Source organism: Pantoea sp. EA-12 (assembly GCF_030053355.1).
Classification (GTDB): Bacteria; Pseudomonadota; Gammaproteobacteria; order Enterobacterales; family Enterobacteriaceae; genus Pantoea; species Pantoea vagans_C.
This window is the reverse complement of record NZ_JASGBY010000012.1, coordinates 14,891-27,236: the sequence shown is the minus strand read 5'-3', so window position 1 is coordinate 27,236 and position 12,346 is coordinate 14,891. Positions and strand designations below refer to the sequence as shown.

Here is a 12,346-nt window from a genome sequence, read left to right as displayed (position 1 = left end):
TAAATGTTGGACAGATTGTGGACATTTCATTGAACACTACAATTTGGCTTTATCAGGGACAGGGATTGCAGCGGCGGGAGGCGAAGGTTTAATGCTGATTTTAGGCCGTCAAAATGGAGTAATACTGGTTATTTTGCGCTTTCTGGTCGCCATAAATGGCAACCCTGCGAAGTTAGTGCGGGGTTTTCGTAGGGTGCGCATTTATGCGTACCAGGTTTAGCCAATGTACTGCCAATAATTTAATGGCCCCTACTCTGAGTCTGCCACTCTTGCACTATTGTCTGGACCAGCTGCCCGGCTGGCATCTCTCGCGCCAGCCCCGCGCCCTGTCCTGCCCACTGTGCGCCAAAACCGGGTTCATTTTTGGCGGCAGCCGCTGCGGCTAAAGCTTTGCCCAGTGAGTAGGTTAAGGGATAGTCGGGGATCTCATCGGATCTGACATCCTGACTAAAATGGCAGAAAGCGTTGCGCAAGCAGCGCGCCTGACGGCCCGAGATGGCCGCCGTCATCACCGTTGCCGTTTCATTCGCCCGCTTGAGTGCGGCGCGGTAGGCATCATTCGCTGCCGATTCTGGACACAATACAAAAGCCGTTCCCATCTGCACGCCAGTCGCGCCCAGCTGCATCATGGCGGCCATGCCAGCGCCATCCATGATTCCGCCTGCAGCAATAACCGGATGGGCAGTGTGTTGCCGAATGGCCTGCACGAGTGTCAACGTCGACATTTGAGGATCGAAAGTCCGTGGATCAAATTGCCCACGATGGCCGCCCGCTTCTATACCTTGAGCAACAATAAAATCAACTTTATGTTCAGCAATCGCTAATGCTTCCGTAATGCTGGTGGCGGTAGCGAACGTGACAATCCCCTGCTGTTTAAACTGTTCAATCACCTCAGCTTCTGGCAGGCCAAAATGAAAGCTGACTGCGGCGGGCTTTGCCTTTGCAATCACATCAAACATCGCTTGATTGCCTAAGAAGGTTTGATAAATCTCCTGCAGTTCATCCGGTAGTGCTGCGTCATAGCGAGCAAATAATGCGCGGAATCGTTCGATCCATGCCTGTTCGCGCGCAGCATGGCGTTGAACTGGGGCATGGCAAAACACGTTAACGTTGATTGCGCCACGCGTCAGTGCCTGTGTTTTGGCGATCATCGCTTCCGCCTGTTGAGGCGTTGCCGCCCCCACGCTGATCGAACCCAGCGCCCCTGCCTCAGTCACGGCGGCTGCCATTTCCGGTGTTGATACACCGGCCATCGGCGCCTGTACTAACGGGTATTGCAAACCTAATGCATCACAAAGCGAAAGTGCCACGGTGATATCCACGCAAAAGTTAAGTGAAATAAAAGTAGCACCGATTCAAAGCCGCCTCCAGATAACATGCATTTATAATGCAACTACATATTATCGGGCGATGTCATTTACATCGACGCCGCGGCAAACGCGCCCGGCGTAATGCCAAAATGTACGCGGAATTTTTTAATAAAATGGCTCTGATCAAAAAATCCAACATCGTTAGCGGTTTGCGCCGCATCCAGTCCCAGCGACAGCAGGCATTTGGCGCGCACCAGGCGGATTTGGGTGAGATATTGATGCACCGACAGACCCGTGAGCTTTTGGAAAGTGCGCATAAAATGAAACTCGCTCAAACCGGCCACGGCGGCGATCTCACTCACAGCAAGAGGCTGGTGATAATGGCTGTGCAGAAAATCAATCGCCTGACGGATATCGGCACGCAAAGCGTTTTTTTGCCCGCCTTTTAGGGTGCGTTCGCCATGTTGACGAATCAACGTATTAAGAATCTGGTAAAGCGCACATTCCTTTTCGACCGCATCTGGGCTTTGTTGCATCACGGCGGAAGCCTGCAGCATCTGCTGGGCCAGCGCAGGATCATAACGCATCCCTTCGGCGCCAAAATTGAGTTCGCCTGTGCCGCCAATGATTGACTCAGCCACCTCATTGACCAGCGAAGCTGAAGGATAGAAGGCACAATAATCCCAACCCTCATCACGTTGAACCGCTTCCCCGGTGTGCACTTCTCCCGGCTGGATAACCATCACGGTGCCGGCAGCCGCAATCCCCTGCTGGCGGCAAATACGCGTGCGTTGTGCGCCACGTGCAAACGCGGCAATCACATATTCGTCGTGGAAATGTGGTGGGTAACTGTGTTCATAACAGCGTGCGCGCAGGATTTCCATTCCACCGAGCATTCCTCGATCGCGCCACAGTTTGATGTCGTCACGTTTTTCCTGCATCACAAATCCTTCGCTGATTTTATCCGGGAGCAGGATTTTACTATAGCCTTGTGCATCCATGCTTATTATTGGTGCATCTGTTGAGAAGGTTTTGGAACTTAATTATGTCGTTGAATAGTCAGCCCCTGCCAAAGCACAGCGAAAGGGAGAGCTTTCGTGCGGGATTTATCGCCTGTTTACCCACGGTGCCAGGCTACCTGAGCATCGGTTTTGCGGCGGGCGCCATTGGCACGCTGGCAGGGTTTTCTGTGCTGCAAACCGCGCTGTTAGCAACCCTGCTCTACACCGGTTCGGCGCAGTTTTTGTTTTATTCACTCTGGGCCTCCGGAGCGGAAATGACCTCGGTGGTGTTAAGCGTAATGCTGGTGAATCTCCGCTACTTGTTGATGAGTTCCGCCATTAGCGTCTTTTTCCGCGGGCAAACCGGCTGGCAGAAAGTAGTCAGCGGCCTGTTACTCACCGATGAAACCTTTGGTGTGGCCGTGCAGCATGGTAGCCAGCACGGTAAGATCGGCTTTAGCTGGATGTTTGGCCTTAACCTGCCCGCCTGGCTCAACTGGATTCTTGCCTGTGTGATCGGTGCTTACGCAGCGTCAGCAGTGCCCGAGTCGCTGATGGCCGGTCTAAGCTTCAGCCTGGTGTCGATGTTTATCGGCTTGATATTAATGACGTGGTTTGCCAGCCGCCGTAAATGGCTTGAGACGCTGGCGATTGTCGTGGCGGTATTAGTGACCTTTTTCTCGGCCGGGCATCTCGATCTGAGTGTGGTGGTGATTGTGGCGGCCTCAATTGCCGCCAGTTTAGCGACGTTGGTTTTACGCATGAAGTACAAGGAGGGTGTGTAATATGGAACGAAATGTCCTGCTGACTATTGTGATAGCGGCGCTGATCACGGCGGTCATGCGCGTTGGCCCGATCCTGCTGCTCTCACGTTTTCGCCTGGCCCCACTGGCGCAACAGTGGCTGAGTTTCATTCCTGCAGCGATTATGGCGGCGATTGTCACCGCCGAATTGGTAGAGAAACCTGCCCTCACCGCTTCTGGGCTGAGTTTATCCCTGCTGGCCGCGCTGATTGCCGCCATCACGGGGGTGATCACCCGTGGTTTATTTGCCACCGTGTTGGCAGGCATGGTGGCCTATACGGCACTGCGCTACATATTCGGCATGTAGGTTTTGGGGACGGCCCAAAAGCCGTCGCCAGTTAACTGACCTCTGGGGCTGGCGTGCGCTTGCCCTTCAGCAGATTCCTTAGTGCAGGTTCCGCATATTTACTGATAAACCACGCGATATAATACAACACGGTCGCTACTGCTATCGGCATCAGCAACATGACGAACTCATTTTTAATGTGCACATTGATTTTTATCAGTGTGGCAATCATCAGATTCTCATGGATTAAATAGAACGCATAACTGGCAAAACCGATGGCTGTCAGGAAGCGCAACGATAAAATGCGTTCTAACATCCTTGAATAAAAACTGGCAATAAAGAACAGCATCACCATCAGTAACGGTATGACAGTAATGATGCCAGCATTTTTAATGAAATAACTGAAGTTAATCAGTAACGCAAACGCCACAATCGCATAATGGAATGCCTTATCCCTGCCATGCATCCGCTCATATACCAGACATCCCACCATAAACCAGGCGTAATGAATAAAACCGAATTTAGACACCACATCAACTAACAAAGGATGTCCCAGCGACTTTAAAACGGACGCACCTGATAACAGCAACATTGGCACCAGCAAGCCTGGCAAACAATATTTTCGTCCCAGCGTAAAATAAATTAAACCGATAATCAGGTAAAATACCGCCTCAACGTAAAGCGACCAGAAAGATCCCGCCATGGATTTGAATTCAATGCCGGTGATTTGCGTTAGCGTCTCAGGATTGGTGAAGATAAGGCCTGGTAGTAAGTTTTTGACATGTGGCGTCATGGCTGACCATTCAGGGTAAAAACCGCCCGCAAAGAAAAGCAACAAACTGGCAATCAACATTGCCGGAAACAGGCGCAACCAGCGTTTCTTCAGGAAACTGATATAGCTCTCTGATTTGTCCAGCGTCATAAATATGACAAACCCGGAGATCATAAAAAATAGTTCCACCCCGAGCCAGCCAAAAGAAAATATGGGAATATGTTGGGTATGATTAACATAAGGCAACAGCTCAGGCCAACGTGCATAGGCATGGTAGCCAATGACCAATAAAATGGCTAAGCCGCGCATTCCATCAAGATGCTTGATACGTGCGTGCATAATTCCCTCAGGAAAGATGACCGTGTGAGTAAAGTCAAATTAACACTGAAGCAATTCCTATCACAATAAGACTTAATCTGATTAAATAAATTATAAATAACAACCCGGTTAATTAAAAAACGCTCTATACATAAGGTTATTTTGGCCTTAAGTTTTTTATTAAAAGATGAGTTCAAACGGGGGGTTATCTAACATTTCGCTGACATAACGGGCCAGCCATTTACGAAGTTATGACCGGCCTGATATGAAACATAAAACAGAAATGCTAATCAATACTTATTCTGGCGGTAATGCCTGCAAAATACGCTGCGCATCACTCGCGCTGAGTGAGTAATCGTAAAACTGTCGATAAAACGCCTGCGTGGCGGTCACCATATCAAGCTGGGGAAACAGCGTAGGATGTAGCTGTTTTGCCGCCCATTGAATCTGTAAAGCCACCTCAGTGCCATAACGATCCCAAGGGAACACTCCCGATGGATTCTGCAACACACGGTGATGTTGTACGGCACTAACACTGGCAAATAACGTCCCATCGTCTGAGCCATCCAGCGTTCCTGCCCCCGCGCCGATGATAATCACATCGGGATTCCAGCGGATCACATCCTCCGGTGAAATGGGCTGCATATTTCCATTGATGCCACTCGCGACATTACGACCACCGGCCAGCTTAATCCAGGTATCAATCAGCGTGTTGCGCCCATCCACTTTTAACGGATGAAGGGATTGAATATGCAGCACCCTTGGGCGCTGCGCATCAGTAAGTCCCGCTGTTTTAGCCTGAATGGTTGCAATTTGCTCATCCAGATACTGATTGTAAGCCTGCGCCCGGCTGGCCGCAGCGGATGTGCCCACCACTTTTGCGGTAGTGATCAGTGAACGTTTCATGGAATCGAAATCATCAAAGTTCATCGCCAGCACCGGAATACCCGCCAAACGATAGGACTCAGCATCAGGATCGTTAGCGGGCACAAAAACAGCATCAACATGGCGCACCACCAAGGCTTCACTGGCAAAGGTTTTGCCATGTGCTTGCAGGGCCTGGTTCAATGAGGGCTGAACTTTAAACATCCATGGCCGATCGGCGGGATGGTTGACCGTAGCCACAATGCAGTCTCCTGCGCCCAACGTCATCAGTAACGAGTGATGTGCAAACCAGGCATCGGCAATATGCTGCGCCGGTCGCTTAATCTCCACGCGCTGTCCGCTATCGTCTGTCACCGTTTGTGCAGCAGCCAGTGAACTCACTAACAGCAACGGTAGCGCCCATTGCAAACTTTTCATCATCAAACTCTCCTGTCAGAAGTTGAGTTGCATTGAAACCTGCACCATACGCGGTTCACCCAAAGAGGCACTGGCGAAACCGGACCCGCTGTAACCATTCAGGCCGCCCGGCACAATGTTGGTCCAGTAATGACGATTGGTTAGGTTAGTAACATCCAGTCGGAAGGTGGTGGCGGTATCAAACAAGTGAGTTTTGTAGGCGGTCCCGACATCGAGCGTGGTGTAGCTGCCCACCCAACCCTCATTTTGGTTATCAGTACTGCGACGCCCAACATAGTGCACTCCACCGTGAATATCGGTGCCGCTAAACATCGGCAAATCATAGGCGGCAAACAAACTGGCGGTGTAACGCGGCAGCCCGACAATCTGTTTATCATCCGTTTGCGTGCTGGCCGTATCCAGTAAGCGCGGATCAAGCCATGTCATGCCGCCAAACAGATGCAAGCGTTCGGTGACATCACCATCGGCCATCAGCTCCAGACCACGGTTGCGCTGTTCACCATCGATGGCGTAATCGCCACTGGCATTGGTGTAGGCAAAAGGACGTTTAATTTGAAATAGCGCCGCGGTAAGCAACAGTTTATCGATGGCGACCTTACTACCCACCTCCAGTTGGCGGCTGCGGTACGGCGCTAAAATCGCGCCAGCATTGTTGGCAGTAGCCGGTGCCGTGTCGCCTTGTTGCAGGCTATCGGCATAGGTGACATACAGCGTCAGCGGATCAACCGGCTTATACACCAGGCTGGCAGAACCACTGGATCCACTGTTCGAAGAGTCGCTGCTGCGGCTACCGGTTTTACTGTAATTGGATGAACTCAATAAGCTTTCGCTGCCTGCTAACAAGACGCTCCACTGCGGCGAGAATTGTAGGTTATCGCTCAATAAAAACGCGTGCTGGGTAGCGGTGGCTGAATGATAACGATCGGTAAAATCGGGGTAGTCCGGCTCCGCAAACGCCTGCGTATTATCCAGCGAAGCACTGCCCAGCGTCGAAGTGGTGCCATTACGCGGGTTGAAGTTCTTCCAGACAAAACCGCGCACGCCGGTGGCGATCTGATGATGAATCCACCCCGTATCTACCTCACCATTGAAGTTGGCCATATAGCTGTTGATGGTAAAGCGGCTGGCGGTGGCCGATGACGTCGTCGTGGTGTAATCACCTCGGCTGTCGGTAAAAGTGTTCGTGACGGCCGTGGATTCACGATCGGCAATCTGGCGCAGCACGCCAATTTCACCCTGCCAGTTACCATCGAAATCGTGCTTGAGATGAACACCGGCTGTCAGCGTGTGGTTATCATCGCCCGCATAGGATTGACCAAGGTGTGCGCTTTTAGGGTCTGGTGCAGCGGAGAACGATAAGCCACTGCCTAACGCGAATTTCCCCGGTAGCCCTTTGTCATAAAAATGGTAATAGCTGAAATTGGTTTCCAGCACGGTTTTGTCGGTCAGGTTGGCATCCAGCGCCAGGCTAAACAGCTGTCGGCGTTTTTTACTGCCTTTCACATAGCCCTGACCCTCATCATCCAGCACATTAAGGCGATAACGCAGCCGATCGTTGCTATCCAAAGGGCCGCTGAAATCCCCCGCTACTTGATGGCTAAGACCTGTACCCGCCCCTACGGTGATACTGTGTTGGGGAGTGTCGCTTCCGCGCTTACTGACAAAATTGAACAGGCCCGCAGGGTTGGCGGGTCCATACAGCGAGCCTGCCAGGCCATTCAGGACTTCGATGTGGTCAAACTGCTCAGCGGCGTAATCCGTGGTGGATACCACATTCAACCCATCTATCATGCTGTTCTGCACCACGCTGCCCTGCATGCCGCGGGTTTGCGGGCGCGCACCATCCCCTTGCACCGAGGGCATATAGCGATACAGGTCGCTGACACTTTTCAGTTGCTGACGCTTCATTAGTTGTGGTGAAACAGTTTGTACTGACCAGGGTGTATTACGGACTTGCTGTTTACCAAGATTGCCGAGAGTTGCCTGTTTCTCAGTTTCAGCATGGAGCTGGTTGGTTGAGGCGGTAACGTTCAATGCGGGTTGCTCAGTGGTGGCAAACAGCGGAGCAGCAGACAATAACATGGCACTGGTGAAACCCGTTTTCACCAGGGTGAGACGCTTGATAAACATGACTTTTCCAGGATGGCTAACGAAAGGTTCGGCGCGATATGCTAGCGCTATATTTTCGAGTATATATCGATAAAATTCGTTAACCTATTGTTTAGCAGCGTTATATTCCTTTATCGTAATTGCTTAGAGCCGCCATCTTTAAAAGCAGGCACAGGTCCAATCGACTCTCTACGCACCAGTTCCCCGGAAAAGGTTTTACGATTGCGCATTTCGCCACCATCCAGCATCGAGATCAGCCGTTCCAGCGTTTCCTGAATCATGTCGGTGACCGGCATTTTGACGCTAGAGAGTGACGGGATGGTAAACGGAGCCAGTGGAATATCATCAAAACCCAATACTGAAACCTGAGCGGGTACCGCAATGTGATGCGCAGCCAGCGCTTTCAGCGCGCCGACTGCCATCTCATCGTTACTGGCAACCAGTGCGCTGAAGGATTTCCCCTGCGCCAGCAGGGTCTCAACGGCCGTCACCCCATTTTGCGCCTGCCATTTTCCCTCAATAATCAACGCGTCCTGCAGCGCAATCTGATGCTTGGCCAGTGCCGATTTATATCCCGCCAGTCGTTCACGTCCGGTGGGTGAATCCAGTGAACCGGTTACAAAAGCAATGTCACGGTGCCCCAGTGCGATTAGTTGTTCTACCGCATCCGCACAGGTCTGCTGCTGGTCTGAATAAATACAGTAGCTGTCATGCTGACGTAAACGGCGGTTAATCACCAGAATGGGATGCTTGTGCTGATCAATAATCTCATCCATCTCTTCGATGGTGAGAAAACGTGGATAGATGATCACGCCATCACAACGCAGGTCGAGCAGAAACTGAATCGCCGCCCGCTCTTCCTCTGCGCTGTGCTTGCCATCCACCAGTAACAGTTGCCGCCCCTGTTGCTCCATTAAGCGTGCCGAATGTTGCATCAATTCAGTAAAATAGCTGCCGCTGTAAAGGGTATTGGTGATAACCAGACCAATCGTCTGGGTTGATTTGGTCGCCAGGTTGCGCGCCAGCAGATTGGGGCGAAAACCGGTCTCAGTGATGGCCTGAAACACCTTTTCGCGCTTCTCTTCGCTGACATAACCGTTGCCTGAAAGAACACGTGAGACCGTGGCTTTGGACACACCCGCAACTTTTGCCACCTCAATGATGGTTGCCATTTTTCACTCTTATTAATGCCTGCATTGCCGCAGTGTACCTAAGCGGCGAATAGTGCGGGAGTTTTTATCCAAAAAACCTTGCCAGCACGCGCGTTAAGAAAACGATCGACTTCACACTTATTAACATCAGCCATTAAATCTCTTGCCTGAATTGAAGTAGCTATTCATGATTTTGTGAAACCGGTTTCTCACAAGTCTCACATTGACGTTTGTACCCCTACTAAAAAATAGAGATCCAACATCCATGGCTAAAAATTATGCTGAAGTATCGCGCGCCATCGTGGCTGCACTCGGCGGGTTTTCCAATATTGAAGCCGTCACTCATTGCATGACGCGCCTGCGCTTCGTGTTAAAAGACAGTGCGCTAACCGATAACGCCGCCCTCAAGGCCACTCCTGGTGTGATGGGCGTAGTGCACACCGATACACAGTGCCAGGTGATCATCGGCAACAACGTTAACCTCGCCTATCAAGAGGTGCTGAAGCTGGGCACGCCTGATGGCAGCCCTGCTACTGCGGTAAAACGTAAAATCACGCTGCGATCGATTGGCGCCGGTATTCTGGATGCGTTGGTCGGCACCATGTCACCGCTGATCCCTGCCATCATTGGTGGGTCGATGGTGAAATTGTTGGCGATGGTGCTGGAAATGAGTGGCGTACTGCCGAAAGGATCGTCCACGTTGGTGATACTGAATGTGATCGGCGACGGCGCATTCTTCTTCCTGCCCATCATGGTTGCGGCATCAGCGGCGTTGAAATTCAAAACCAACATGTCACTAGCCATTGCCATTGCGGGCGTGCTGGTGCATCCCAATTTTGTTGATCTCATGGTAAAAGCGGCGCAAGGCCAGGCTGTAGAGTTCGCCTATATTCCCGTCACGGCGGTGAAATACACCTACACCGTTATTCCTGCGTTGGTGATGACGTGGATTCTGTCTCACATCGAATATTGGGTTGATCGTTTTACTCCAGCAGTCACCAAAAACTTCCTGAAACCAATGCTGATCGTATTGATTGCTGCGCCTATCGCCATTGTGCTCATTGGGCCGATTGGTATCTGGATCGGTAGCGGGATTTCTGCGTTGGTCTACACCATCCACGGTTACCTTGGCTGGCTGTCCGTGGCGATTATGGGCGCACTGTGGCCACTGCTGGTGATGACCGGGATGCACCGCGTCTTTACACCGACCATCATTCAAACCATCGCTGAAACCGGCAAAGAAGGTATGGTGATGCCGTCTGAAATCGGTGCCAATTTGTCCTTAGGCGGATCGTCTCTGGCTGTGGCGTTCAAAACCAAAAACCCTGAACTGCGCCAAACCGCCTTCGCCGCCGCGGCTTCGGCCATTGTCGCGGGGATTTCCGAACCCGCGCTCTATGGTGTGGCGGTGCGTTTGAAACGTCCGCTGATCGCTTGTTTAATCAGCGGCTTTATTTGTGGTGCCGTCGCCGGCATTGGCGGACTCGCCAGCCATTCCATGGCCTCACCGGGTCTGTTCACCAGCGTGCAGTTTTTTGATCCGACCAACCCCATGAGCATCGTCTGGGTGGGCGGCGTGATGGTGCTGTCGGTGGTGCTCTCTTTTGTGTTGACCCTGATTCTCGGGTTTGAAGATATTCCGGTCAGTGAATCGGTCCCGACCCAACCGGCTGCAGAAGCAACCAAAGCCGTAAGCGCTAATTGATAAATTGAGGTTTTTTATGTCTGAAGTGACATTTCCTGCGGGATTTTTGTGGGGCGGCGCGTTAGCCGCCAATCAGTCAGAGGGGAGCTATCTGGCAGGCGGTAAGGGTTTGACGACGGTGGACATGATCCCGCACGGAGCAAACCGCATGCCGGTTAAACTGGGGCTGGAACCGCGTTTTGCATTACGTGAAGACGAGTATTATCCCAGCCATGATGCCATCGATTTCTATCATCGCTACAAAGATGACATCGCGTTGATGGCGGAAATGGGATTTACCGTGTTCCGCACCTCTATCGCCTGGAGCCGTATTTACCCGAATGGCGATGAACTGACGCCCAATGAGGAAGGTATTGCTTTCTATCGCAGCCTGTTTGAAGAGTGCCAGAAATATGGCATCACGCCACTGGTGACTTTGTGTCATTTCGATGTGCCGATGCATCTGGTCACCGAGTATGGTTCCTGGCGCAACCGCAAGATGATTGAGTTCTTCGCGCGTTACGCCAAAACCTGCTTTGAGGCATTCAACGGGCTGGTGAAATACTGGCTGACCTTCAATGAGATCAACATTCTGTTGCACAGCCCTTTCTCGGGGGCGGGGCTGGTATTCGGACCAGATGATAATCCAGAGCAGGTGAAATACCAGGCAGCTCATCATGAGCTGGTGGCCAGCGCACTGGTCACCAAAATCGCGCATGAGATCAATCCAGAAAACCAAGTGGGTTGCATGCTGGCGGGCGGTAACTTCTATCCGTGGTCCTGCAAACCGGAAGATGTCTGGGCGGCACTGGAGAAGGATCGCGAAAACCTGTTCTTTATCGATGTGCAAGCTCGCGGCGCTTATCCCTCTTATGCTGCACGCGTGTTCCGTGAAAAAGGCATTGAAATTAAATGGCATGATGGCGATGCCGAGATCCTGCGCCATACCGTTGATTTTGTCTCATTCAGTTATTATGCGTCGCGCTGTGCCTCAGCGGATATGAATGAGAAAAACAGCAGCGCCGCTAACGTCGTGAAGTCCTTGACCAATCCTCATGTCGAACGCAGCGCGTGGGGCTGGGGTATCGATCCCTTAGGTCTGCGCATCACCATGAATATGATGTATGACCGCTACCAAAAACCGCTGTTTTTGGTGGAAAACGGGCTGGGTGCACGCGACGAACCAGATGAAAACGGTGAAATTCACGACGATTACCGCATCAGTTATTTGCGCCAGCATATTCACGCCATGGGCGAAGCGATTGCGGATGGTATTCCGGTCATCGGTTATACCACATGGGGATGCATCGACCTGGTGGCCGCCTCAACCGGTGAAATGAGCAAGCGCTACGGGTTTGTCTATGTCGATCGCGATGACCAGGGTAACGGCACGCTGGCTCGCTCGCGAAAAAAATCTTTTTGGTGGTACAAGAAAGTCATCGCCAGTAACGGCAGTGACTTAGGTGATTAATTCGTTTTTGTGGCGCAGCTTGCTGCGCCCTGCACTTTAATTCAATAAGCCATGATCTCTATTAATAAATGGTTCTAATTATCCAACTGAGTTAAAAGATAAGACTCATCTGACAGCGAACAGCTGTACTCTTTCGTAA

General features: G+C 51.6%; 10 protein-coding genes. 4 read left to right on the top strand and 6 right to left on the bottom strand.

Annotated elements, in window-relative coordinates; genetic code table 11:
- Positions 1–239: 239 nt before the first annotated feature.
- Entirely contained in the window at positions 240–1,310 is a 1,071-nt protein-coding gene (locus QMZ30_RS17585) for an NAD(P)H-dependent flavin oxidoreductase (protein ID WP_283228358.1), read from the bottom strand.
- 107 nt (positions 1,311–1,417) lie between these two features.
- Positions 1,418–2,251 carry a helix-turn-helix transcriptional regulator gene (locus QMZ30_RS17580; RefSeq protein ID WP_283228357.1) on the bottom strand — a complete coding sequence of 278 codons (834 nt, stop codon included), beginning with the start codon at positions 2,249–2,251 and terminating at the stop codon, positions 1,418–1,420.
- Positions 2,252–2,355: 104 nt separating this feature from the next.
- Here QMZ30_RS17580 and QMZ30_RS17575 point away from each other — a divergent pair, with 104 nt between their 5' ends.
- Together QMZ30_RS17575 and QMZ30_RS17570 are read left to right on the top strand one after the other, a co-directional pair.
- Positions 2,356–3,096, top strand: coding sequence for an AzlC family ABC transporter permease (locus QMZ30_RS17575; protein WP_283228356.1), 741 nt, complete (start codon positions 2,356–2,358; stop codon positions 3,094–3,096).
- Between the two features lies 1 nt (position 3,097).
- A complete protein-coding gene (locus QMZ30_RS17570) occupies positions 3,098–3,421 on the top strand; it encodes an AzlD domain-containing protein (RefSeq protein ID WP_283228355.1) in 324 nt (107 codons plus the stop codon).
- A 31-nt stretch (positions 3,422–3,452) separates the two neighbouring features.
- Here QMZ30_RS17570 and QMZ30_RS17565 read toward each other — a convergent pair whose 3' ends face one another.
- The 4 genes from QMZ30_RS17565 to QMZ30_RS17550 all read right to left on the bottom strand — a co-directional run bounded on the left by QMZ30_RS17565 (position 3,453) and on the right by QMZ30_RS17550 (position 9,073).
- A complete protein-coding gene (locus QMZ30_RS17565) occupies positions 3,453–4,511 on the bottom strand; it encodes an acyltransferase family protein (protein ID WP_283228354.1) in 1,059 nt (352 codons plus the stop codon).
- Between the two features lie 276 nt (positions 4,512–4,787).
- On the bottom strand, positions 4,788–5,792 hold the full coding sequence (locus QMZ30_RS17560; RefSeq protein WP_283228489.1) for an ABC transporter substrate-binding protein: 1,005 nt from the start codon (positions 5,790–5,792) through the stop codon (positions 4,788–4,790).
- A gap of 15 nt (positions 5,793–5,807) precedes the next feature.
- Positions 5,808–7,922, bottom strand: a complete 2,115-nt coding sequence (locus tag QMZ30_RS17555) for a TonB-dependent receptor (protein WP_283228353.1) — start codon at positions 7,920–7,922, stop codon at positions 5,808–5,810.
- Between the two features lie 110 nt (positions 7,923–8,032).
- A complete protein-coding gene (locus QMZ30_RS17550; protein WP_283228352.1) occupies positions 8,033–9,073 on the bottom strand; it encodes a LacI family DNA-binding transcriptional regulator in 1,041 nt (346 codons plus the stop codon).
- Positions 9,074–9,317: 244 nt separating this feature from the next.
- Between QMZ30_RS17550 and ascF the strand changes: the two genes are divergently transcribed.
- Positions 9,318–10,757 carry a PTS cellobiose/arbutin/salicin transporter subunit IIBC gene (gene ascF, locus QMZ30_RS17545; protein ID WP_283228351.1) on the top strand — a complete coding sequence of 480 codons (1,440 nt, stop codon included), beginning with the start codon at positions 9,318–9,320 and terminating at the stop codon, positions 10,755–10,757.
- Between the two features lie 16 nt (positions 10,758–10,773).
- Complete coding sequence (locus tag QMZ30_RS17540; protein WP_283228350.1) at positions 10,774–12,207, top strand: 6-phospho-beta-glucosidase; 1,434 nt, start codon at positions 10,774–10,776, stop codon at positions 12,205–12,207.
- Positions 12,208–12,346: the final 139 nt, after the last annotated feature.

Coding starts and splice junctions, on each gene's coding strand:
- QMZ30_RS17580 (WP_283228357.1), bottom strand. CDS start 2,251: ATGCAGGAAAAACGTGACGACATCAAACTGTGGCGCGATCGAGGAATG.
- QMZ30_RS17575 (WP_283228356.1), top strand. CDS start 2,356: ATGTCGTTGAATAGTCAGCCCCTGCCAAAGCACAGCGAAAGGGAGAGC.
- QMZ30_RS17570 (WP_283228355.1), top strand. CDS start 3,098: ATGGAACGAAATGTCCTGCTGACTATTGTGATAGCGGCGCTGATCACG.
- QMZ30_RS17565 (WP_283228354.1), bottom strand. CDS start 4,511: ATGCACGCACGTATCAAGCATCTTGATGGAATGCGCGGCTTAGCCATT.
- QMZ30_RS17560 (WP_283228489.1), bottom strand. CDS start 5,792: ATGAAAAGTTTGCAATGGGCGCTACCGTTGCTGTTAGTGAGTTCACTG.
- QMZ30_RS17555 (WP_283228353.1), bottom strand. CDS start 7,922: ATGTTTATCAAGCGTCTCACCCTGGTGAAAACGGGTTTCACCAGTGCC.
- QMZ30_RS17550 (WP_283228352.1), bottom strand. CDS start 9,073: ATGGCAACCATCATTGAGGTGGCAAAAGTTGCGGGTGTGTCCAAAGCC.
- ascF (WP_283228351.1), top strand. CDS start 9,318: ATGGCTAAAAATTATGCTGAAGTATCGCGCGCCATCGTGGCTGCACTC.
- QMZ30_RS17540 (WP_283228350.1), top strand. CDS start 10,774: ATGTCTGAAGTGACATTTCCTGCGGGATTTTTGTGGGGCGGCGCGTTA.